General features: G+C 65.3%; 26 protein-coding genes. 8 read left to right on the top strand and 18 right to left on the bottom strand.

Annotated features, from left to right (window positions below; translation table 11 throughout):
• Positions 1 to 245: 245 nt before the first annotated feature.
• From AC0L3C_RS24785 to AC0L3C_RS24795, 3 genes are all read right to left on the bottom strand, one after another.
• On the bottom strand, positions 246 to 1,031 hold the full coding sequence (locus tag AC0L3C_RS24785) for a glycosyltransferase family 32 protein (protein WP_473281616.1): 786 nt from the start codon (positions 1,029 to 1,031) through the stop codon (positions 246 to 248).
• Positions 1,032 to 1,112: 81 nt separating this feature from the next.
• Complete coding sequence (leuD, locus tag AC0L3C_RS24790; protein ID WP_018459795.1) at positions 1,113 to 1,718, bottom strand: 3-isopropylmalate dehydratase small subunit; 606 nt, start codon at positions 1,716 to 1,718, stop codon at positions 1,113 to 1,115.
• 88 nt (positions 1,719 to 1,806) lie between these two features.
• Positions 1,807 to 2,208, bottom strand: a complete 402-nt coding sequence (locus tag AC0L3C_RS24795) for a metallopeptidase family protein (protein WP_473409187.1) — start codon at positions 2,206 to 2,208, stop codon at positions 1,807 to 1,809.
• A gap of 154 nt (positions 2,209 to 2,362) precedes the next feature.
• Between AC0L3C_RS24795 and AC0L3C_RS24800 the strand changes: the two genes are divergently transcribed.
• The 3 genes from AC0L3C_RS24800 (at position 2,363) to AC0L3C_RS24810 (ending at position 3,654) form a co-directional block, all read left to right on the top strand.
• Positions 2,363 to 2,644, top strand: coding sequence for a hypothetical protein (locus tag AC0L3C_RS24800; protein ID WP_473409215.1), 282 nt, complete (start codon positions 2,363 to 2,365; stop codon positions 2,642 to 2,644).
• A 41-nt stretch (positions 2,645 to 2,685) separates the two neighbouring features.
• Positions 2,686 to 2,946 (top strand): hypothetical protein, encoded by a 261-nt coding sequence (locus AC0L3C_RS24805; protein WP_473409188.1) that lies wholly within the window; start codon positions 2,686 to 2,688, stop codon positions 2,944 to 2,946.
• Between the two features lie 147 nt (positions 2,947 to 3,093).
• On the top strand, positions 3,094 to 3,654 hold the full coding sequence (locus AC0L3C_RS24810) for a hypothetical protein (protein WP_473281612.1): 561 nt from the start codon (positions 3,094 to 3,096) through the stop codon (positions 3,652 to 3,654).
• Positions 3,655 to 3,764: 110 nt separating this feature from the next.
• On the opposite strand, the gene AC0L3C_RS24815 is transcribed toward AC0L3C_RS24810, so the two are convergent.
• The 7 genes from AC0L3C_RS24815 to ffh all read right to left on the bottom strand — a co-directional run bounded on the left by AC0L3C_RS24815 (position 3,765) and on the right by ffh (position 9,723).
• On the bottom strand, positions 3,765 to 3,974 hold the full coding sequence (locus AC0L3C_RS24815) for a hypothetical protein (RefSeq protein ID WP_473281610.1): 210 nt from the start codon (positions 3,972 to 3,974) through the stop codon (positions 3,765 to 3,767).
• A 95-nt stretch (positions 3,975 to 4,069) separates the two neighbouring features.
• On the bottom strand, positions 4,070 to 5,476 hold the full coding sequence (gene leuC, locus AC0L3C_RS24820; RefSeq protein ID WP_473264743.1) for a 3-isopropylmalate dehydratase large subunit: 1,407 nt from the start codon (positions 5,474 to 5,476) through the stop codon (positions 4,070 to 4,072).
• A gap of 325 nt (positions 5,477 to 5,801) precedes the next feature.
• Complete coding sequence (gene rplS / locus AC0L3C_RS24825; protein WP_275174625.1) at positions 5,802 to 6,185, bottom strand: 50S ribosomal protein L19; 384 nt, start codon at positions 6,183 to 6,185, stop codon at positions 5,802 to 5,804.
• 110 nt (positions 6,186 to 6,295) lie between these two features.
• The gene (gene trmD / locus AC0L3C_RS24830) at positions 6,296 to 7,051 is read right to left on the bottom strand and encodes a tRNA (guanosine(37)-N1)-methyltransferase TrmD (protein WP_473281608.1); all 756 of its coding nucleotides are present in this window, start codon (positions 7,049 to 7,051) and stop codon (positions 6,296 to 6,298) included.
• Positions 7,052 to 7,168: 117 nt separating this feature from the next.
• Positions 7,169 to 7,747: a ribosome maturation factor RimM gene (gene rimM, locus AC0L3C_RS24835; RefSeq protein ID WP_473409189.1), complete on the bottom strand. Its 579-nt coding sequence runs from the start codon at positions 7,745 to 7,747 to the stop codon at positions 7,169 to 7,171.
• A gap of 9 nt (positions 7,748 to 7,756) precedes the next feature.
• On the bottom strand, positions 7,757 to 8,089 hold the full coding sequence (rpsP, locus tag AC0L3C_RS24840) for a 30S ribosomal protein S16 (RefSeq protein WP_007598827.1): 333 nt from the start codon (positions 8,087 to 8,089) through the stop codon (positions 7,757 to 7,759).
• 86 nt (positions 8,090 to 8,175) lie between these two features.
• Complete coding sequence (gene ffh, locus AC0L3C_RS24845; RefSeq protein ID WP_027566378.1) at positions 8,176 to 9,723, bottom strand: signal recognition particle protein; 1,548 nt, start codon at positions 9,721 to 9,723, stop codon at positions 8,176 to 8,178.
• A gap of 330 nt (positions 9,724 to 10,053) precedes the next feature.
• Here ffh and AC0L3C_RS24850 point away from each other — a divergent pair, with 330 nt between their 5' ends.
• On the top strand, positions 10,054 to 11,118 hold the full coding sequence (locus AC0L3C_RS24850) for an MBL fold metallo-hydrolase (protein WP_473409190.1): 1,065 nt from the start codon (positions 10,054 to 10,056) through the stop codon (positions 11,116 to 11,118).
• A 193-nt stretch (positions 11,119 to 11,311) separates the two neighbouring features.
• On the opposite strand, the gene AC0L3C_RS24855 is transcribed toward AC0L3C_RS24850, so the two are convergent.
• Both AC0L3C_RS24855 and AC0L3C_RS24860 read right to left on the bottom strand, forming a co-directional pair.
• On the bottom strand, positions 11,312 to 12,025 hold the full coding sequence (locus tag AC0L3C_RS24855; protein WP_473409191.1) for an SIMPL domain-containing protein: 714 nt from the start codon (positions 12,023 to 12,025) through the stop codon (positions 11,312 to 11,314).
• A gap of 5 nt (positions 12,026 to 12,030) precedes the next feature.
• Positions 12,031 to 12,798, bottom strand: a complete 768-nt coding sequence (locus AC0L3C_RS24860; protein ID WP_473264748.1) for a GyrI-like domain-containing protein — start codon at positions 12,796 to 12,798, stop codon at positions 12,031 to 12,033.
• A 219-nt stretch (positions 12,799 to 13,017) separates the two neighbouring features.
• On the opposite strand from AC0L3C_RS24860, the gene dapF reads away from it, so the two are divergent.
• Together dapF and mtaB are read left to right on the top strand one after the other, a co-directional pair.
• On the top strand, positions 13,018 to 13,893 hold the full coding sequence (gene dapF / locus AC0L3C_RS24865) for a diaminopimelate epimerase (protein ID WP_473409192.1): 876 nt from the start codon (positions 13,018 to 13,020) through the stop codon (positions 13,891 to 13,893).
• Positions 13,893 to 15,146, top strand: a complete 1,254-nt coding sequence (gene mtaB, locus AC0L3C_RS24870) for a tRNA (N(6)-L-threonylcarbamoyladenosine(37)-C(2))-methylthiotransferase MtaB (protein WP_473409193.1) — start codon at positions 13,893 to 13,895, stop codon at positions 15,144 to 15,146. The genes dapF and mtaB overlap by 1 nt, the downstream gene beginning before the upstream one ends.
• Positions 15,147 to 15,333: 187 nt before the next feature.
• Here mtaB and AC0L3C_RS24875 read toward each other — a convergent pair whose 3' ends face one another.
• Positions 15,334 to 16,443 (bottom strand): DUF2336 domain-containing protein, encoded by a 1,110-nt coding sequence (locus tag AC0L3C_RS24875; RefSeq protein ID WP_473409194.1) that lies wholly within the window; start codon positions 16,441 to 16,443, stop codon positions 15,334 to 15,336.
• A gap of 282 nt (positions 16,444 to 16,725) precedes the next feature.
• A complete protein-coding gene (locus AC0L3C_RS24880) occupies positions 16,726 to 17,427 on the bottom strand; it encodes an RluA family pseudouridine synthase (protein WP_473409195.1) in 702 nt (233 codons plus the stop codon).
• Positions 17,428 to 17,487: 60 nt separating this feature from the next.
• On the opposite strand from AC0L3C_RS24880, the gene ftsY reads away from it, so the two are divergent.
• Both ftsY and AC0L3C_RS24890 read left to right on the top strand, forming a co-directional pair.
• Entirely contained in the window at positions 17,488 to 18,435 is a 948-nt protein-coding gene (gene ftsY, locus AC0L3C_RS24885) for a signal recognition particle-docking protein FtsY (RefSeq protein WP_473264753.1), read from the top strand.
• Positions 18,436 to 18,438: 3 nt separating this feature from the next.
• The gene (locus AC0L3C_RS24890; RefSeq protein WP_007598838.1) at positions 18,439 to 19,041 is read left to right on the top strand and encodes a septation protein A; all 603 of its coding nucleotides are present in this window, start codon (positions 18,439 to 18,441) and stop codon (positions 19,039 to 19,041) included.
• 58 nt (positions 19,042 to 19,099) lie between these two features.
• Here the strand turns inward: AC0L3C_RS24890 and AC0L3C_RS24895 are convergent, their stop codons facing one another.
• From AC0L3C_RS24895 to ccmB, 4 genes are all read right to left on the bottom strand, one after another.
• On the bottom strand, positions 19,100 to 19,684 hold the full coding sequence (locus AC0L3C_RS24895; RefSeq protein ID WP_473264754.1) for a DsbE family thiol:disulfide interchange protein: 585 nt from the start codon (positions 19,682 to 19,684) through the stop codon (positions 19,100 to 19,102).
• A gap of 24 nt (positions 19,685 to 19,708) precedes the next feature.
• Positions 19,709 to 19,894, bottom strand: coding sequence for a heme exporter protein CcmD (gene ccmD, locus AC0L3C_RS24900; RefSeq protein ID WP_007598841.1), 186 nt, complete (start codon positions 19,892 to 19,894; stop codon positions 19,709 to 19,711).
• Positions 19,891 to 20,679, bottom strand: coding sequence for a heme ABC transporter permease (locus AC0L3C_RS24905; protein WP_473264755.1), 789 nt, complete (start codon positions 20,677 to 20,679; stop codon positions 19,891 to 19,893). Before AC0L3C_RS24905 ends, ccmD begins: the two co-directional genes overlap by 4 nt.
• Positions 20,680 to 20,770: 91 nt before the next feature.
• Positions 20,771 to 21,439: a heme exporter protein CcmB gene (gene ccmB / locus AC0L3C_RS24910; protein ID WP_007598845.1), complete on the bottom strand. Its 669-nt coding sequence runs from the start codon at positions 21,437 to 21,439 to the stop codon at positions 20,771 to 20,773.
• Positions 21,440 to 21,552: the final 113 nt, after the last annotated feature.

Below are 21,552 nucleotides of genomic sequence, written 5' to 3' on the forward strand. Positions count from 1 at the left end.
AAGCGCGCGGCACAACAAAAAGACCCCGGGGCCAGCGCGGGCTATTGGCCGATGTGCCCCCCGCGGGGGGTGCGGCCGGCCCCCCCCCCGGTGGGGGGTGGGGGCGGCGCGCCCGGGCGAGGCGAAGCATCGACCCGCGCGCCGGGTGAGGGTTCTCTCCTCTAGGGGATTATCCCGTTGTGGAGACACCCTCTCCCCAGCCCTCTCCCGCAAGCGGGAGAGGGAGCGCACCTCTTGCGCGGCAGCTAGCCGAACCGCTCCGCCGCCCACGCATACAGGCTGCCCGGGATCGGTTTCTCACTACCCCTTCCCTTGGGCGAGATGTGCAGGCCGATGATCTCGCGGTCGGTGACGAGGCCAAGATAGCTCGAGGGATCGAAGAACAGTTTTGGCTCGGCATGCACGGCGTAGAACGATTGCTTCGGCAGTGCGTTTTGCAGCTCGCCGGTGCGACGCGCGAGCGCGGTGAGTGCCGCCGGCCCGAAGATCGCGACGCGGATGTCGGAGAGGCGGTTCGAGCCGCCGCGCAGGCGGCGCATCGCAAACGTGACGCGATGGCGCAGCGACAGCCAGTTCGGCGTCAGCTCCTCCTGCTCCATCAGCTCTTCGAAGGCGGCAACGATGCCGTGCTGGGGCGGAAGGTAAATCACGGAGTTGCCGAGCTGGCGTGGCCGCTCCCACGCGAAATAGGGCTTTGCCGGATCGATCTCGACCGGCCTGAGCAGCAGCACGTCTGCGTCGAGCCAGAGGCCGAGGCCCTTCGCCATCAGCTTCATGCGGAAGAAGTCGCTGAACTGAAGCGTGGTCCAGTCGCGCCAGCTGCCGTCCGGCTGCGGCGGCCGCAATCGTTCCGAGAACGCATGCGGCAGGATCGCCTCGGCATCCGCGTTGCCGATGCCCGCGGGCAGGCCGGGAATGGTGTCAAAACTGTAGACCGTGACCTTGTGGCCGGCAGCCAGCTGCGAGCGCAGACAGGTCTGGCGCAGGGCGTCCATCGGGCCATGCCAAAAGGTGACGATGTCAGGCAACATGGGCGCAAGCTATAGAGGACAACACTGGCAAAGAAAAAGCCCCGGCGCTGTCAGCACCGGGGCTCGAAACTCAGATCAATTTCAGGCCCAGGCGCGTTCGCGCTTGAGCTTGTCCTCATAGGTGTCGATCGAGGCCTTCTTCTCCATCGTCAGGCCGATGTCGTCGAGGCCGTTGATCAGGCAGTGCTTGCGGAACGGGTCGATCTCGAACTTGACCTTGCCGCCGTCGGGGCCGCGGATCTCCTGGTTCGGCAGGTCGATCGTCAGCGTCGCGTTGGCGCCGCGCTCGGCGTCGTCGAACAGCTTGTCGAGGTCTTCCTGGGCAACGCGGATCGGCAGAATGCCGTTCTTGAAGCAGTTGTTGTAGAAGATATCGCCGAACGAGGTCGAGATCACGCAGCGGATGCCGAAGTCGAGCAGCGCCCAGGGCGCATGCTCGCGGCTCGAGCCGCAGCCGAAATTGTCGCCGGCGACCAGCACCTTCGCATTGCGATAGGCGGGCTGGTTGAGGACGAAATCAGGATTCTCGCTGCCGTCGTCCTTGTAGCGCTGCTCGGAGAAGAGCCCCTTGCCAAGGCCGGTGCGCTTGATGGTCTTGAGGTACTGCTTCGGAATGATCATGTCGGTGTCGACATTGATGATCTTCAGCGGCGCCGCGACGCCTTCCAGCGTGGTGAACTTGTCCATGGTTGCGCTTTCCCGGGTGGTCTAGGGAACCGGTATTTATCGCGATCGGGGCGGAAATCCTAGGCCGAATTCGACAGATCTCGTCTGCCTAACCGGGCTCTTGAGCTTCGATCGCCGCCATATCGTCGTCCGACAGGCCGAAATGATGGCCGATCTCGTGGATCAGGACGTGGCGGATGATATGGCCGAGGCTTTCGTCGTGCTCGGCCCAATAATCCAGGATCGGCCGGCGGTAGAGCCAGACCATGTTGGGCAGCCGCGCCACGTCGCCAAAACTCTGCTGCGGCAGGCCGACGCCCTGGAACAGGCCGAGCAGGTCGAACTCGCTCTCGCATGCCATTTCGTCCAGGACTTCCTCGGTCGGGAAGTCGTCGACGCGGATGATCACGCCCTCGCACAGCCTACGAAACTCCGCCGGCAGGCGTTCGAACACTTCGTGCGCCATCGCTTCCATTTCGGCCAGCGAAGGCGCTTTCAATTCCGTCCACATGGGCCTCTCATAGCGTGGGTTTCGCCGCGATGCATCCGGCTTTATAAGCGCGGCGAGGTTGACGGGCGCCATCAAAACGGGGAGCGTAGGCCTCGAAGTGGACGTTTAAATGGGCGGAAAAATGCGAGCGAAAACAGCGCTGACGCTACTGTGCATGGGGTTGTTTTCGCAGTTTTGCGTTGGCGCGGAGGCCCAGACCGCGGCTCCCGGGATCAGGCTGGCCCAGGCGGCCTCGCGAGACGATCTGCCGCCGCCGCGCAAGCGGCCCCCGGCGCGCCTGCGCGTCACGCCCTATTACAGTCGGGATGGCGTCTATCCCCGCTACAATCCCGGTCCCGATGCGGTCCGCGAATGCAACGCCACCTATGTGCAGGAATATCGCCCCAGCGGCACGGTGATCGTGCCGCATATGAGCTGCTACTGGCGCCGGGGCTGATACGAGCGCGATGCCGTCGCGCGCCTGAGGCGGAGGTCGTCATGACGAGATGGTTCGCATTGGCGGTTGCCGTCGGGCTTGCCGCAGGCCTGCCTCACGCGTCCGCTGCGCACAGGGTGACGAAGCTGCCTGATGCGTCGGCCGGGCGCGCGGTGTTCGACGGGCGCCGACATGTGCGGTCCGACGTCGTGCGATACGCCCCGCGTCCCGATCCGCATTACTACGCGCGGCCGGTCTTCTACCGCCCTTATCCCTACGGCGTGCCGGCACCGTTCGTGCTCGGCTTCGGGCCGTGGTGGTGACGTCGCGGTGCGGCGCACGTCGTTCATTCATGAGGCATTCACGTCGCTGTCCCTAATTTAATCTTGGGAGCGACCGCCAATGAACAGGGATGACGCGAGCCGGGAGTGAGCGTCGCAACTCCGCTGTCCAGATTCAGGGAGAAGTCCATGCTGAGAATATTGGGTCTCAGGGCAAGCCCGATGCGCTTGCTCGGGATTGCGGCCGCCGCGACGCTGATGCTGTCGGCCGGAACGACGCGTCGTGCTGAAGCGATGACTCCAATCAATCCGACCGCGTTGCCTGCGGCGAAGGCCGCAAGTGACGACATGATCCAGGTTCGCCACGGCGGCGGTGGCGGCGGTGGGCATGGTGGCGGCGGCTTCCATGGCGGCGGCGGTTTCCACGGTGGAGGCGGCTTCCACGGTGGCGGAGGACATATCGGTGGCTTCCGCGGCGGTGGTTTCCACGCGGGTGGCTTCCGCGCCGCGCCGGCCTTTCATGGCGGCGGCTATCGCTACGGCGGAATTCGCCACTATGGTGGAGGCGGATTCCATCGCTACGGCGTCTATCGCCCGCACTACGGCTATCGTCATTTCCACCGGCGCTATTACGGCGGCTACTATCCCTATTATCACCATCCGCGCCGCTGCCGGGTCATCTGGACCTATTACGGCCCGCGCCGCGTCTGCCGCTGGCATCGCTGGCACCATCCGTACCGCTATTGGTAATGTGAGTTGTGTCGTCATGCCCGGGCTTGTCCCGGGCATCCACGATCTTTCTGTGCAAGTCTAAGAACGTGGATGGCCGGGACGAGCCCGGCCATGACGGAGAACGTCGGTTAAACCCAATCCTTCAGTTTCCACGTCGCCGACGTCCATCGCGTCAGGTTCTCGATCTTCCACTGCTTGAACATCGCCGGCGGCCAGCGGCTGAGCTTCGAGGTCTCCTCGGCTTCGGGCTTGGCGACCATGCGCAGCGGTGCCGCGCGCCGCCGATGCTGGGGCGTCGCCGCGCTGATCAGATCGACATATTCAGGCTTGCTGGCCATGAGCTCGTGTCCTCGCGAAACCCTCGCGAGGACGCAGTGTCGGCGCTGCGGATTAACGGCGGTTTGCCGCAATCGCTCAAATTAAAGCGAGCGGCTTACCGCCACTCCCTGATGTCGACGAAGTGACCCGCGATCGCCGCGGCCGCCGCCATCGCCGGCGACACCAGATGGGTGCGGCCCTTGAAGCCCTGGCGGCCCTCGAAGTTGCGGTTCGACGTCGAGGCGCAGCGCTCTTCCGGAGCCAGCTTGTCGGGGTTCATCGCGAGGCACATCGAGCAACCGGGCTCGCGCCATTCGAAACCGGCCTTGATGAAGATCTTGTCCAGGCCTTCAGCCTCGGCCTGTTCCTTCACGAGGCCGGACCCCGGCACGACCATGGCGTTGACGCCGCCTGCGACCTGCTTGCCTTCCGCGATCTTGGCGGCGGCGCGCAGATCCTCGATCCGGCCGTTGGTGCAGGAGCCGATGAAGATGCGGTCGAGCTTGATGTCGGTGATCTTCGTCCCCGCGGTCAGGCCCATATATTTCAGCGCGCGGTGCTTCGACAGGCGCTTGGCCTCGTCCGCGATCTTGTCGGGATCCGGCACGCTGCCGGTGACCGAGATCACGTCTTCAGGGCTCGTGCCCCAGGTCACGATCGGCGGCAGCTTCGCTGCATCGAGCCGCAGCTCGTGGTCGAAATGCGCGCCCTCGTCCGAGCGCAACTTCTCCCAGTAGCGCATCGCCGCGTCCCAATCCGCGCCCTTCGGTGCCTTCGGACGGCCGCGCAGAAAGTCGAACGCCTTCTGGTCCGGCGCGACCAGGCCGGCGCGCGCGCCGCCTTCGATCGACATGTTGCAGACCGTCATGCGGCCTTCCATGCTGAGCGCGCGGATCGCGTCGCCGGCGTATTCGAGCACGTAGCCGGTGCCGCCCGCGGTGCCGATCTCGCCGATGATCGCGAGGATGATGTCCTTGCCCGTCACGCCGTCAGGCAATTTGCCGTCGACGGTGACGCGCATGTTCTTCGCCTTCTTCTGGATCAGCGTCTGCGTCGCCAGCACATGCTCGACTTCCGACGTGCCGATGCCGTGCGCGAGCGCGCCGAACGCACCATGCGTCGAGGTGTGGCTGTCACCGCAGACGATGGTGGTGCCGGGCAGCGTGAACCCCTGCTCGGGGCCGATGACGTGGACGACGCCCTGACGCTTGTCGAACTCGTCATAATATTCGATGCCGAATTCCCTGGCGTTGTCGGCCAGCGCCTTGATCTGCTCGATACTTTCAGGGTCCGGGTTCGGCTTGGTGCGGTCGGTGGTCGGCACGTTGTGATCGACGACGGCCAGCGTCTTCTCGGGTGCGTGGACCTTGCGCCCGGTGGCGCGCAGGCCTTCGAACGCCTGCGGTGAAGTGACCTCGTGCACGAGATGGCGATCGATATAGAGCAGGCAGGTGCCGTCCTCGGCTTCGTGCACCAGATGGTCGTTCCAGATCTTGTCGTACAATGTGGTCGGCTTGGACATGAGCGTCAGCTCCAGGAATGTTGTGTCGAGCGGGTTGCGCGGCTGGCGCGCGGGGCAACAAAATCGTCAGCGCAGCTTTTATGCTGCGCGCGTAAGCTCTGACGTTGCCGAGGTCGCGAAGCGTCCGAAGAACCGGCCGGGCAGCCGCGAACGATCGTCGATGACGACGCGCTTGACGGGCGAGAGGCTGGTCAAATCTGGAAACATTCCAAGAATATATAGCAGGCCGAACCGGAATCGCGAGGGCTTTGACGCGCACGGCTGACGCAACAAAAAAGCGCGGGCTTTGGCCCCGCGCTTTTGGAAACTCGCTTGTAAGCGGAGCTTACTCGTTGACGGCAGCCGGGCGGTCCTGCTTCTTCTCGACGATGCGGGCCGACTTGCCGCGAAGGTTGCGGAGATAATAAAGCTTGGCGCGACGCACCTTGCCGCGACGCACCACCTTGATCGAGTCGATCATCGGCGACATCACCGGGAACACGCGCTCCACGCCTTCGCCGTACGAAATTTTGCGCACCGTGAAGCTCTCGTTGAGACCACCGCCGGAACGGCCGATGCAAACGCCTTCATAGGCCTGCACGCGGGTGCGGTCGCCTTCGACGACCTTCACGTTGACAATCACGGTATCGCCGGGGCCGAACTCCGGGATCTCCTTGCTGGCGGAGAGCTTGTCGAATTGCTCTTTTTCGAGCTGTTGGATCAGGTTCATGGGTAAATCTCCATCGGCGCGCCCAGCCTTGGAAAACGGGGGCTGCGCGAAATTCGTTTATCCAGCCATTGCGGATGTGGCCGCTGCTATAAGGCAAGCCGGAGCGTTTGTCACCCGTCTGTCTTGTTTTTTGGCGTTTTTTGGCGTCCGGCCCGATTCGGGACTTTGCTCGGGATCTGGGCCCACAAATCCGGTCGCCGGGCCGCCGTCAGGGCCTCGGATTCCGCCCGCCGCCAGCTGGCGACCTTGGCATGGTCACCGGAGGTCAGGACATCAGGGATCGGTGCCCCCTCGAACAGCTGCGGGCGGGTGTACTGGGGGTATTCGAGCAATCCGTCCGAAAAGCTTTCCTCGGTTCCCGAGGCTTCCTTGCCCATCACGCCCGGTAGCAGCCGGACGCAGGCGTCAATCAGGGCCAGGGCTGCGATTTCACCGCCGGAGAGCACGTAATCGCCGATCGAGACCTCCTCCAGGCCTCGCCCGTCGATCACGCGCTGGTCCACCCCCTCGAACCGCCCGCAGACGATCAGGGGACCCGGGCCCTTGGCCAGTTCCAGGACACGGGCCTGGGTCAATGGCCGACCCCTCGGGCTCATCAGCAGTTTCGGCCGGTCCGGGCCGATCGCGGCGGCATCGATGGCGGCCGCCAGAACATCGGCCCGAAGCACCATGCCCGGTCCACCGCCGGCCGGGGTGTCATCGACACTGCGATGGCGGTCGGTGGCCGAGGCCCGGATGTCCCGCGCCTCCAGTTCCCAGAGCCCGCCAGCGAGCGCCCGGCCAGCCAGGCTCACGCCGAGCGGCCCCGGAAACATCTCCGGAAACAGCGTCAGCACCGTCGCGCGCCAGGGTGAGGAGGTGGTCATCGGATCTCAGTTATTGTCGTCCCGGACAAGCGGAGCGCAGATCCGGGACCCATAACCACCGCACTTCGTTTTGCGACGGCTGGAGCGATCAGCTTAGCCAAAAATTCTGGCCTGTGGTTATGGGTCCCGGCCCCCCGTGCGCAAGTTGCGCACTAGGCCGGGACGACTCGGGGAGGAATCCTCCTCCGTGTCCTCTGCCTCGATCTCCTGCGGCAGCGCGATCACGACGCGGCCGCCGGCGATGTCGACCTCCGGCACCACCGCGTCCGTGAACGGCAGCAGCATCGTGGTGCCTGTGGGCGGTGCGATCTCGATGATGTCGCCGGCGCCGAAATTGTGGATCGCGAGCACGCGGCCGAGCGCATCGCCCGCCGTGGTCACGGCGGCGAGCCCGATCAGATCGGTGTGGTAATATTCGCCCTCGTCGGTCGCGGGCAGCTTTTCGCGCGCGACGTAGAGCTCGATGCCGTTGAGGCGCTCGGCCTCATCGCGGGTCGTGACGCCCTTGAACGTCGCAACCAGATGATCCTTGGCCGCGCGTGCCGTTGCGACCTCGAACTGGCGCTTGCCGTCCTTGGACGAGAGCAGGCCGTAGCTCCGCACGGCAAATGGATCTTCCGTGAAGGTCCACAGTTTGACCGCGCCGCGCACCCCATGCGCGGCGCCGATCCGCGCGACGCAGACCAGCGCCGGCATGATCTGACCTTAACCCTTCGCGGCGGCTTCGGCCTGCGCCTTGCGCTCCTTGCGCGGCACGGCCTTCTCCGGATTGTTGCGCACTTCGCGCTTCTTGACGCCGGCGGCGTCGAGGAAGCGCGACACACGGTCCGACGGCTGCGCGCCCTTGGCGAGCCAGGCCTTCACCTTGTCCATGTCGAGCTTCAGACGGGTCTCGTTGTCCTTCGGCAGCAGCGGGTTGAAATAGCCGAGACGCTCGATGAAGCGGCCATCGCGGGGAAAACGCGAATCGGCGACGACGACGTGATAGACGGGACGCTTCTTGGTGCCTGCACGAGCGAGACGGATAACGACGGACATCTAAGTTCTCCTTCAAAGTACGTTTTGTTCGGTTGATTGGTATTCCGCGTTGCGCGAGACCGTTGCGATCTCCCGCGACGAATTCCTCATTTCTTCTTGCCCGGGAAACCGCCGAGGCCCGGCAGCATCGGCTTGCCGCTCAGCCCGGTCAGGCCCGGAACGTTCGGCAGACCCTGGCGCAGCCCGGCAGGTAAATCCTTCGGCAGGCTGGGCAGACCTTGTCCGCCGCCACCCTGCATCTTTTCCTGCAGCGCCTTCATCTCTTCCGGCGAAGGCGGCTTCATGCCGCCGCCAAAGCCCATCGCCTGCGCGATGCCGGCGAGCGGACCGCGCTTGCCGGAGCCCATGGCCTTCATCATGTCGGCCATGTTCCGGTGCATCTTCAGCAGCTTGTTGACCTGCTCGACGCTCTGGCCGGAACCTGCGGCGATGCGCTTCTTGCGGCTGGCCTTGAGCAGATCGGGATGACGGCGCTCGTCGCGCGTCATGGAATCGATCACCGCGACCTGGCGCTTCAAGATCTTGTCGTCGATGCCGGCGGCCGCGATCTGGTTCTTCATCTTGGCGATGCCGGGCATCATGCCCATCAGGCCGCTGATACCGCCCATATTGGCCATCTGCGACAGCTGCTCGCGCATGTCGTTGAGGTCGAACTGACCCTTGCGCATCCGCTCTGCGGTGCGCGCGGCCTTTTCGGCATCGATGTTGGCGGCAGCGCGTTCGACCAGCGAGACGACGTCGCCCATGCCGAGGATGCGGCCGGCGATACGATCAGGATGGAAATCCTCCAGCGCGTCGGTCTTTTCACCGGTGCCGAGCAGCTTGATCGGCTTGCCGGTGACCGCGCGCATCGACAGCGCGGCGCCGCCGCGGCCGTCGCCGTCGACTCGTGTCAGCACGATGCCGGTGAGGCCGACGCGCTCGTCGAAGGCGCGGGCGAGATTGACGGCGTCCTGGCCGGTGAGGCTGTCTGCCACCAGCAGCACTTCATGCGGATTGGCAGCGGCTTTGATGGCTGCCGCTTCCGCCATCATCTCTTCGTCGAGCGTGGTGCGGCCGGCGGTATCGAGCAGCACGACGTCGTAGCCGCCGAGCTTGCCGGCCTCGAGCGCGCGCTTCGCGATCTGCGCCGGCTGCTGGCCGGCAACGATCGGCAGCGTCGGAATGTCGAGGTCGCGGCCCAGTACGGCCAGCTGCTCCATCGCCGCGGGACGATAGATGTCGAGCGAGGCCATCAGCACCTTGCGCTTGTCGCGCTGGACCATGCGACGGGCGAGCTTTGCGGTGGTGGTGGTCTTGCCGGAGCCTTGCAGGCCGACCATCATGATCGGCACCGGCGGCACGGAATTGATGTCGATGGTCTGGCTTTCGGCGCCGAGCGTGTTGATCAGTTCGTCATGGACGATCTTGACCACCATCTGGCCGGGTGTCACCGATTTGACAACGGTGGCGCCGATCGCCTGCTCGCGGACGCGTTCGGTGAAGCTGCGCACCACTTCGAGGGCGACGTCGGCTTCCAGCAGCGCACGGCGCACCTCGCGCATGGCGGCGTCGACGTCCTTTTCGGTCAGCGCACCGCGCCCCGTCAGACGATCGAGAATGCCGCCAAGCCGTTCCGACAGATTGTCGAACAATGCCGTTGTCCCTTTTCCACCTCCCCCGCAAGCGCGGAGAAGGGAGCAGAAAATCCAAACACCTTCACGCCCGAGGGCGCACAGCGCTGTCGGGCGTTGGCCTCTGGCCTCTGGGACCAGTCGGCGGGTCGAAAAGAAAGCCTTTCCGAGAAAGTGGCCGGGTTAAACGCCGCGGCCGCCCGAAAGTCAAGGAAAGTTAGGGTGGCCGGGGCGGCTTTGGAAGGCAAAGCCTTGAAAAGATGAACTTTCTTGCGGCGGGTTCCTTTTCCGCAGACCCCGCCCATATAGCGGTGATGTCTTGCCCCTCCGACCATCCCTGAAGCCAGACCCGTGCCGATCACCCGCCGCCGCCTTTTCGGACTGCTCGCCGGGGCTGGCGCATTGGTCGGCGTGCCCTCCCTTTGGATGTCTCGCATGAAGACCTACGACGGCCCGGTCTCCGACCATTTCGACGGACTGACCTTCTTCGATCCGGACGGCGCGCCGCCACGATCGCTTCGTGAGGTCCTGCGCTGGCAGTTCGGCGGCAAGCGGCAGCGCGCGACCTGGCCGGATTGGGCGCCGAGCCCCCATGCCGACACCCCGCCGGACCGCGTCGACGGCGACAAGGTGCGGCTCTCTTTCGTCGGCCACGCCAGCTGGCTGATCCAGACCGGCGGCCTCAACATCCTCGTCGATCCCGTCTGGTCGACGCGGGTCTCGCCCGTCAGCTTCGCCGGGCCGAAGCGGCACAACGATCCCGGCATCGCCTTCGATCATTTGCCGAAGATCGATGTCGTGCTGGTCTCGCACGGCCATTACGATCATCTCGACATGGCGACGTTGTCGCGGCTCGCCAAGAATTTTGCCCCGCGTGTGGTGACCCCGCTCGGCAATGACGTCACGATGCGCAGCACCGATGCGACGATCAAGGTGGACGCGTTCGACTGGCATGATCGCGTCGAACTCGGTGGCGGCATCGCCATGACGCTGGTGCCGACCCGGCACTGGTCGGCGCGCGGGATGTTCGATCGCAACAAGGCGCTGTGGGCGAGTTTCGTGCTGGAGACGCCGGCGGGGAAAATCTACGTCGTCTGCGATTCCGGCTATGGCGATGGCGGGCATTTCCGCCGCGTCGCCGAGAAGCACGGCCCGTTACGCCTGGCGATCCTCCCGATCGGCGCCTACGAGCCGCGCTGGTTCATGCGCGATCAGCACATGAACCCGGAAGACGCGGTGAAGGCGCTCGCGGATTGCGGCGCGCAAGCCGCACTCGGGCATCACCACGGCACGTTCCAGCTGACCGATGAAGCAATCGATGCGCCGGCGAAGGCGCTGGTCGAGGCACTCGACGCCGCGAAGGTTCCGCAGGAAAGATTTGTGGCGATGAAGCCCGGGCAGGTGGTGGAGATCTGACTCCCTCGTGCGATTTATCTCCGCTGTCGTCCCGGACAAGCGGAGCGCAGATCCGGGACCCATAGCCACAGGGAGAAGTTTGGCGAAGATTCGGAGTTACCTGTGTCGCGTCACAACCACTCCCTGTGGTTATGGGTCTCGGCCTGCGCCGGGACGACACCGTTGTTGTGGCCGGCAGTGTGCCTCTTAGGGCCTACGGCCCCGTCTTGATCGCCCAGCTCACATTCACCGTCACCGCCAGCGTTTCCTCGCCCGGCGCGACCGCGGCCTGCGGTGCGGCCATCGGAGCTGCGGCCATGCGTCCCTTGAACAGCGGCATCGGGGCGCCGCCTTCGGACACGCTGAGCGGCGCGCCGAGCGTGACGCCGGTGGCTCTGGCGTAGATCTCCGCTTTGCGGCGAGCGTCTGCGAGAGCCTTCTCGCGGGCATCGTCGAGCAATTTCGAGGCCTGCGTCACCTCGAAGGAGATGTTGCCGATATCGTTGGCGCCGGCGCCGACCAGCGTGTCGATGATGGCGGCGACCTTGGTCACGTCGCGGATCTTCACGGTGACGCGGTTGGAGGCGCGGAAGCCGACCACGGGCGAGGCGCCGGTGGATTTGTTCTGACCGTATTGCGGCTGCAGCGACAGCCGCGAGGTCTGGTAATCCTTCTCGTCAATGCCTGCGCCCTTCAGCGCCAGCAGCACCTTGCCCATCGCGGCGTTGTTGGCGTCGGACGCTTCCTTGGCCGATTTGGCGTCGTTGGCGACGCCGGCGTCGATCTGCGCGAGATCAGGCGCGGCGGAGATCGTAGCTTCGCCGCTCACCGAAATCGCTGCCGGAAAATCATCGGCGAGCGCGGGCGCTGCCAGCAGTGCGGCGGCAGACGTAACGAGGGAGGTCAAAAGGATGGCAGGCTTTTTCATCGGTCTCACTTCAGCGGCACGAAAACATTGATCACGAGCTTGTCCTCGGCCGTCTTCAGGGGATCGGTGAGGTATTCCTCGATGAAGGTGTCCTTGGCTTCCAGCTTCTTGTCGTCGAGATGATTGGTGATCGCCTCGTAGGTGTTGTCCATGTTGTCGTAGGAGCCGCGGTGGACGAATTTCAGCGCCTTGCCCTCCGGCGATTTACCGATGCTCATGTCCTTGGGCAGGTTCTTCGGATCCTGCTCGACCGGGATCTCGGCAAGGAAGGTGAAGCCGGTGTCGTCGGTCGAGGTGTAGACGATCATCGAATTGCCGGCGTGCTTGATACCCTGCTTGTCCAGCAGCGTGTTCAGCGCCTTGAAGGCGTCGATCAGCGTGTCGAAGGCCGAGTCCCAATTGGCAGTGCCCTTGACCATCACGACCTTCCTGGACTCGAGCGTGGTCTCCTGGCCGAAGGGATCGGCCGTCTGCACGGGAGCCGGCGTCGCGGCGGCAGCCGGGGGCGGAGTGGCCGGGCTGGGTGAGGCACTGGCGGCGGGCGAGGGGGCAGGGGACGTTGCAGGGCTTGGCGAGGCGCTGCCCGCCGGCGAGGGCGTGGCCACGGGTGCAGCGCTCGCGGCCGGGGCGGGCGAAGCTGACGGGGCCGGCGAGGGGCTCGCCGATGCGGCCGGCGCCGGGCTAGGCGTTTGGGCCAGCGTGGCGGACAGACCAAACGACAAGGCCGCTGCCGGGATCAGCGCGGCTAAAGCGAGACGACGAAACCTGAACATTTTATTCTCCCCAATAGCTTATCCGCCAAGGCCTTGCGTCCCCGAGGCCTCAACCCGGCCGCATGTCCCGGATCGCGCGAATTTCGCCGTTCTAACACGCGAGCGCCGAATTCGTCCCATGACAGATGCGTCATGGCAGAGGTCCTGGCTCTCGGCGGCAAATCGCTGGCCAAGCCGCCAAGGATCGCCATATAAGGCAGGCGAAATTCGGGAATTTTCATGAGCGCGCTGGCCAACCACGCATTTGCCAAGATGAACGGCATCGGCAACGAGATCGTCGTTGTCGACATGCGCGATTCCACCTCAAAGATCACCCCCGACGATGCCCGCGCAGTGGCATCGGCCCGAGGCGGCGTGCCCTACGACCAGCTTATGGTGCTGCAGAAGCCGCGCTTCGACGGCACCGAAGCTTTCATCAGCATCTACAACTGTGACGGCTCCGAGGCCGGCGCCTGCGGCAACGGCATGCGCTGCGTGGTGCGCCGCGTCTTCGAGAAGACCGGCCAGACCAATGCAACGTTCGAGACCGCCGCGGGCCTGCTCAACGCCTGGCAGGGTCCGGCGCCGGATCTTTATACGGTGGACATGGGCGCGCCGAAGTTCGGCTGGCAGGACATTCCGCTCGACCAGGAATTCCGCGACACCCGCTATATCGAATTGCAGATCGGCCCGATCGACAATCCGATCCTGCATTCGCCGTCGGTGGTCAGCATGGGCAATCCGCATGCGATTTTCTGGGTCGATGACGTCAACGCCTACGATCTCGAGCGTTTCGGTCCGCTGCTGGAAAACCACCCGATCTTCCCCGAGCGCGCCAACATCACGCTCGCCCATATCGTCGATTCCCAGCACATCACGATCCGCACCTGGGAGCGCGGCGCCGGCTTGACCAAGGCCTGCGGCTCGGCCGCTTGTGCCACGGCGGTTGCGGCGGCTCGGCTGAAGCGCGCCGAGCGCAATGTCGAGATCACGCTGCCCGGCGGCAAGCTCGGGATCGAATGGCGCGAGCGCGACGATCACGTGCTGATGACGGGCACGGCGACCTTCGAATATGAAGGCAATTTCGATCCCGCGCTGTTCGCGCCGGTCGGGTGATGAGCGTCGACATCGTCACCTTCGGCTGCCGCCTCAACGCCTTCGAGGCCGAGGTGATCCGCCGCGAGGCCGAGGGCGCGGGACTCGCTGATACCATCGTCATCAACAGCTGCGCCGTGACCAACGAGGCGGTGGCGCAGGCGCGGCAGTCGATCCGCAAGCTGAAGCGCGAGCGGCCGGGTTCGCGCATCGTCGTCACCGGTTGCGCGGCGCAGACGCAAAGCGGCATGTTTGCCGAGATGGCCGAGGTCGACCGCGTCGTCGGCAATGACGACAAGATGCGATCGTCCGCATGGCGCGCGGCGCGGGCGGCGTTCGATCTCGGTGCGAGCGAAAAAATCGCCGTCAGCGACATCATGGCGGTGAAGGCGATGGCGCCGCATCTCGTCGACGGATTTGCGCGGGGCCTGCCGCGCGTGTTCGTGCAGGTGCAGAACGGCTGCGACCATCGCTGCACCTTCTGCATCATTCCGTTCGGCCGCGGCAATTCGCGCTCGGTGCCGATGGGCGGGGTGGTCGATCAGGTCCGGGCATTGGCCGAGCGCGGCCATGCCGAGATCGTCTTGACCGGGGTCGATCTCACCAGTTACGGCACTGACCTGCCGGGCGCGCCGAAACTCGGCATGCTGACGAAGCAGATCTTGCGGCATGTGCCGGAGCTGAGGCGCCTGCGCATCTCCTCGATCGATTCGATCGAGGCGGACAGCGACCTGTTGGATGCCATCGCCGAGGATCCGCGGTTGATGCCGCATCTGCACCTGTCGCTGCAGTCCGGTGACGACTTGATTTTGAAGCGCATGAAGCGGCGGCATACGCGCGGCGACGCCATCGCGTTCTGCGACCAGGTCCGCCGCCTGCGCCCGGATATCGCGCTGGGTGCCGACATCATTGCGGGCTTTCCGACCGAGACCGAGGAGATGTTCTCGCGCTCGCTCGACCTGGTCGAGGAATGCGGCCTGGCCTTCCTCCACGTTTTCCCCTATTCGCCGCGTCCCGGCACGCCGGCCGCGCGGATGCCGCAGGTGGCGGGCGGCGCGATCAAGCAGCGTGCGAAACGGCTACGCTCGGCCGGAGAGGCTGCGCTTCTGCAGCGGCTGCAAGCCGAGATCGGCGCCAGGCGCGAGGTGCTGATCGAAAGCGACGGTCAGGGACGGACGGAGCATTATCTGCCGGTGGCAATTGCGGGCGAGCGTATCGGCAGTGTCGTGCCGCTGCGGATCGCCGGTCGTGATGGCGTGCGGCTGACGACGTAATTTGCCGTCATTCCACAACTGCATCCCCAACGTCGTCCTGGCGAAAGCCAGGATCCATTACCCCAAGGAGAGGTTGTTGCACGCAATTGCCAACTACAAGTCTTCGCCAAACTGAATTCGGTGGTTATGGGTCCTGGCTTTCGCCAGGACGACGGCGGAGGGCGCAGCGCGGCCCAAAACGCATACCTTAAGACGCCCGCACCTGCCAGAACCGCAGCGTCCGCCGCGCATTCTCCGGGGTCATGCGTGCGTAATGGCTTTGAGCCCTTGCGATATCGGGCGGCTTCATCGCGCCGCTCGCAAACCGGCTCTGAAGCACGGCCGCGGTTGTTTCCCAGCTGAGTTGCGCCGCCTTGCACGGCACCAGCAGGCCGTCCTCGCGCAGGCTTTGCATCAGCGGGCGAATCACTTCCACGGTCGATCCCGACAATGCGGCCAATGCGGCCACCGCTTCTTCGTAGCGCCGTTGCGTGGCGAAGCCGAGCAGCGTCGCTTCGCTGAGCTGGCCGGCCGCCTTGAGGCCTGCGACGGCGCGCTTGGCACCTTCGAAATCGCGGACGCCCGACATCTCGCGCTCGACACCGGCGGTGACGGCGGCGATCGCGGTCTGGATCTCCTCGAACAGATGCGGCGGCGCGCGCGACAACAGGCGGGTCCGCACGGCATCGCTCGCCGAGCGCAGCAATTGACGACGCAGGTCCGACGGCAGATCGACGCGGACGCCAACGCTGACAGCGAGCTCGGGGTCGGCCTCGGCCTGTCCGACGATGACGGCAAATCCGTTTCCGGACACGCGCGCGCCGGGATTGGCGGCGAGCCGGCGGCTGACGCTGGGATAGCGTCGCGCCAGCAGCGCATCGGTGACGATCTCCTTCAGCCACCAGCGTCCGGCGACTGCGAGCAGATGCGGTTCGCCCTTGGATGATGCGATCTGCACCAGCGCGCCGTCGTCGAGGCGCGCGGATTCCTGCAGCACGGGACCGGCGATGCGGATTTCGTCATTGTTGGCGAGGCGGCGAATGACCGATGGCGGCGCCTGCGCGATCGGGGCGAGCTGCGCGCTGATCTCGGCGAGCGCAACGCGTGCGCCCATGTCGGCGATGGCGCGGAGCTCGATGGTGCCGATCAGGCGATCGAGCACGTCGTCGAACAGCGCGATCTGCTCGTCGTCGAAACTGCCGGCGGAGGACAGGAACAGGTCGGTGACGCGGCGGGCTGTTGCCAGGCCCTTTTCCGCGGAGCCAGTCCGAAGCGCGGACTCGACCTCGTCGATGATCGATAACTCGGCCGTGGACATGACGCGCAGCTCGTCCTGAGCAGATTGACGGAAGCTTGTTCTAAGCAACCGTTATCATTAGCGACGAGCACTGAACGTTTCGTAAACTATAGGGAGAGCTGGTGGCTTCGAGCGGCATCTCGCTTTCGCCGCGGAGGTACTGCGCTCCCTCCCCCCGCTTGCGGGGAGGGTCGGGGAGAGGGTGCTTCCTCTAGCGAGAAACCCGAAGAGGAGAGAGCCCTCGCCCGCCGCGCTTCGCGCGACGACCTCTCCCGCAAGCGGGAGAGGTGAACGACAGTGCCACTATTCTCCGTTCCACCCGCAGGCGCGGAGCCGCTCGTGCATGTGGGGAGGGGCCGGCGCCACCACGCGGACCGGCTCCTTGTTCCGGGAGATCGGCACCACGATCTCGCGGGAATGCAGGTGCAGCTTCGGCTCGCCGAAGCGCGGGCCGTTGCCGTAAATGTTATCGCCGAAGATCGGCCAGCCGGTCGCCGACGAATGCACCCGCAATTGATGAGTCCGCCCGGTCACCGGTTCCATGGCGAGCCAGGTCAGGCCGCCGCCCCGGCCCATCACCTTCCAGTTGGTGATGGCCTTTTGGCCCTCGGGATCGGGCTTCTGCCACCAGCCGCGTTCGGCGTTCAGCCGCCCGAGGGGCATGTCGATGGTGCCTTCGTCCTCAGTGGGGCCGCCCTCGACGATGGTCCAGTAGGTCTTGCCGATCTTGCCATGCTTGAACAGCAGGCCGAGCGACGCCGTAGCCTTGCGATGGCGGCCGAGCACGAGGCAACCCGAGGTGTCCTTGTCCAGCCGGTGGGCCAGCACCGGCGGCCGCGGCAGGCCGAAACGAAGCGCGTCGAAGGAGGTTTCCAGATTGGCCCCGCCCTTGGGTCCGCGATGCACCGGCAGGCCGGCCGGCTTGTCGATGACCAGCATCAATCCGTCGCGATGGAGCACGCGCGCCAGGATTTCGTCAGCGGTCAATTCGGGAACATCGAGCAATTGCAGCACTTTCGGTCAAGACTTTCGTTTGCGAGCCGGAACGGCTAACACACCGCCACCATGAACGATACCACCCCCGAGACCCCCAAGCTGAGCTGGTGGCGCCGCCTGTCCGACGGGCTGAAGCGCACCTCGTCCTCGCTCGGGACCGCGGTCGCCGACCTCGTCACCAAGCGGAAGCTCGACCGCGCCATGCTCGATGACATCGAGGACGTGCTGCTGCGCGCCGACCTCGGCACCTCGGTCGCGGTGCGGATCGCGGATGCCGTCGGCACCGGCCGCTACGACAAGGCGATCTCGGCGGACGAGGTCAAGGACGTCGTCGCGACCGAGGTCGAGAAGGTGCTGGCGGCGGTGGCCAAGCCGCTCGAGATCGACGCCGGCAAGAAGCCGTTCGTCATCCTCGTGGTCGGCGTCAACGGCTCCGGCAAGACCACCACCATCGGGAAACTCTCGCAGAAATTCGCGTCCGAAGGCCGCAAGGTGATGCTGGCCGCCGGCGACACGTTTCGCGCAGCGGCGATCGAGCAGCTCAAGGTCTGGGGCGAACGCACCAGGACGCCCGTCATATCAGGTGCGCAAGGCTCGGATTCAGCTAGCCTCGCCTTCAACGCTCTGACGGCGGCGAAGGAGCAGGGCGTCGACGTGCTCCTGATCGACACCGCCGGGCGGCTTCAGAACAAGGCCGAGCTGATGAACGAGCTCGAAAAGGTCGTGCGCGTCATCCGCAAGGTGGACGCGACTGCGCCGCATGCGGTGCTGCTTGTGCTGGACGCCACTGTCGGCCAGAACGCGCTATCGCAGGTCGAGGCCTTCCATCGCACCGCCGGGGTCACCGGTCTCGTGATGACGAAGCTCGACGGCACCGCCCGCGGCGGCATTCTGGTGGCGCTCGCGGAGAAATTCAAACTGCCGGTGCATTTCATCGGCGTCGGCGAAGGCGTGGACGATCTCGCGCCGTTCACCGCGCGCGATTTCGCCCGCGCGATAGCCGGAATCGAAAGCTGAAGAATGGACAAGACCCAGCCGCATCCGCTGTTCAAGCTTGCGACCGAGCTCGGCCCGTTGCTCGTGTTCTTCTTCGTCAATGCGAAGTTCAACCTGTTCGCCGCGACCGGCGCCTTCATGGTCGCGATCGTCGCGGCGATGATCGCCTCCTATGTTGTGACGCGCCACATCCCGATCATGGCGATCGTGACAGGCGTCATCGTGCTGGTGTTCGGCACGCTGACCCTGGTGCTGCACGACGAGACCTTCATCAAGCTCAAGCCGACCATCATCTACGCTTTGTTCGCCGCGATCCTCGGCGGCGGCCTGTTGTTCGGCCGCTCCTTCATCGCCGTGATGTTCGACCAGATGTTCAATCTGACGCCGCAGGGCTGGCGCATCCTGACGCTGCGCTGGGCGCTGTTCTTCGCCGGCATGGCGGTGTTGAACGAGATCGTCTGGCGTACCCAGAGCACCGACTTCTGGGTCAACTTCAAGGTGTTCGGCGTCACGCCGATCACCATGATCTTCGCCATCGCCCAGATGCCGCTGACCAAGCGTTATCACCTCGAGCCGGCGTCGCTGGAAGCGAGCGAGGCCGAGGCGGGCGATGTGCGGAAGGGGTAGGAAGTGGTTGGAGTCATTCCGGGTTCGATGCTGTCGCATCGTCCCGGAATGACGGTGGCTATTTCAACGCCTTCTCCATCTGCGGCAACAACACCGTCCGCAGATTGTCCGGCGTGATCGGCCCGACCAGCTTGTAGACGATGGTGCCTTCGCGACCGACGACGAAAGTCTCGGGCACGCCATAGACGCCCCATTCGATCGAGGCGCGGCCGTTGGCATCGACGCCGACGTGGCCGAACGGGTTGCCGTAGCGCCCGAGGAAGCGCCGCGCATTGTCGGCGGCATCCTTGTAGTTGATGCCGACGAGCTGGAAGCGCTTGTCTTTTGCCAGTTCGGTCAGGAGCGGCGCCTCGTCGTGGCACGGCACGCACCAGGACGCCCAGACATTGACGAGGCTGACCTTGCCCTTGAATGCAGCGGGATCGAGGCCGGGGATCTGCGCGTTGTCGGCCTGCAATCCCTCGAGCGGCGGCAGCGTGGTTTGCGGCGCGGGGCGTCCGATCAGCGCGGAAGGGATCCGCGAGGGATCGCCGCTGCCAAGCCGGAACCAGAACAGCAACGCCAGGCCGATGAAGGCGATCAGCGGCAGCACCATCAGGAAGGTGCGGCGCTGCGGCGGAGCGGACGTCGATTGCTCGCTCATGATCGATCTCTCATGCTTGATCTCTCATGGCCGATCCGTCGCGCTGCGGCCGGAGCGGCGGGTCACGCCGCTGCGCTCGAGCTCGCGCAGGCGCTGTGTCTGGCTACGATAATCGAGCACGATCCAGCCGATCAGGATCACGACCACGAGGGCGGCCGCGGCATAGGACGTCACGATGAAGGGCGCGTAGGGACCGAGCGACATGATCATGCCGCCCCGACTTCTTTTGACGCGCTGCCCTCGCGCGAGCCGGTGCCGACTTCCGAAAACGCCACACGGCTCGCCTGCATCATCTGCAGAGACCGCACGCGCCGACGCAAAATTTCGTTGCGCATCGCAGCCAGATGCAGCGTGACGAACAGCAGGGTGAACGCGACCGCCATCACCAGCAGCGGAATCAAGAACGATTTGTCAAGCGACGAGCCGCCCATCCTCATCACCGAGGCCGGCTGGTGCAGCGTGTTCCACCAGTCGACCGAGAATTTGATGATGGGCAGGTTGATCGCGCCGACCAGGGTCAGCACGGCGGCGGCGCGCGCCGCGCGGGAGGGATCGTCGACCGCGCGCCACAGCGCCATCAGGCCGAGATACATCAGGAACAGGATCAGCACCGAGGTCAGCCGCGCGTCCCACTCCCAATAGGTGCCCCACATCGGCCGGCCCCACAGCGAGCCCGTCAGCAGCGCGAGGAAGGTGAAGCTGGCGCCGATCGGGGCGGCCGCTTTGGCGGCGACGTCGGCGAGCGGATGCCGCCACACCAGCGTGCCCAGCGAGGCGATGCTCATCACGCCCCACACGAACATCGACAGCCAGGCATTGGGCACGTGGATGAACATGATCTTCACCGTCGCGCCCTGCTGATAGTCGTCGGGCGCGGTGGCGGACTGATAGAGCCCGATCGCGAGCAGGATGATTGTCGCAGCCGCAAGCCACGGCAACAGCCGCGCCGTCAGCGCGAGGAACCGTGTGGGGTTGGCGAGGTCGATCAGCGTCATGGTATCCTGATAATCACCGGTAAGCGCTCACGCAATCAGCACGAAAGTCCGCAGCGAAAGTTGATCGGGGTCAAGGTCAGCCCAGTCCCTCTCAATCCAGTCCATGCTTCAGGCTCGCCGCAGCCGCGAAGGGGCCGATCACGAGGCTGACCAGCGACAGCGCGCACAGGATCGAGAACGGCGCGCCGAACGTCATGGGTCCGACGATCACCGCCTGCGAGGCCGCGACGCCGAAGATCAGCACCGGGATGGACAGCGGCAGCACCAGGACGGCCATCAGCAAGCCGCCACGATGCAGCGTCACCGCCAGCGCCGCGCCGATCATGCCGGTAAACGTCAATGCCGGGGTGCCGGCGAGCAGCGTCAGCGCCACCGCGCCGGTCGCGACCATGTCGAGGTTGAGCAGCAGGCCGAGCACGGGGGTTGCGACGATCAGCGGCAGGCCCGCCGCGAGCCAATGCGCCAGCGCCTTCGCCGCGCAGGCGAGTTCCAGCGGAGTCCGGCTCATCGTGATCAGGTCGAGCGAGCCGTCCTCGTGGTCGGCCATGAACAGCCGGTCCAGGGTGAGCAGGCTCGCCAGCAACGCCCCCAGCCACAGGATCGCCGGCCCGAGCCGCGACAGCAGCGCCAGATCCGGCCCCACCGCAAACGGCATCAGCACCACCACGGTCAGAAAGAACAGCACGCCAATCAATGCCCCGCCGCCAACACGGAGCGCGATCCTGATGTCCCGGCGAATCAGGGCGGACAGGGCGGTCATGGGGTGACTCTTTCCTCGGCGAGACGGCCGTAAGAGCCCGGCTCGTGCCCAGGGCAAACTGCGCTCCCTCCCCCCTTGTGGGGGAGGGCGGGGGAGAGGGGTAGCCGCGGGAG

This window comes from Bradyrhizobium sp. WSM4872, from assembly GCF_055811715.1.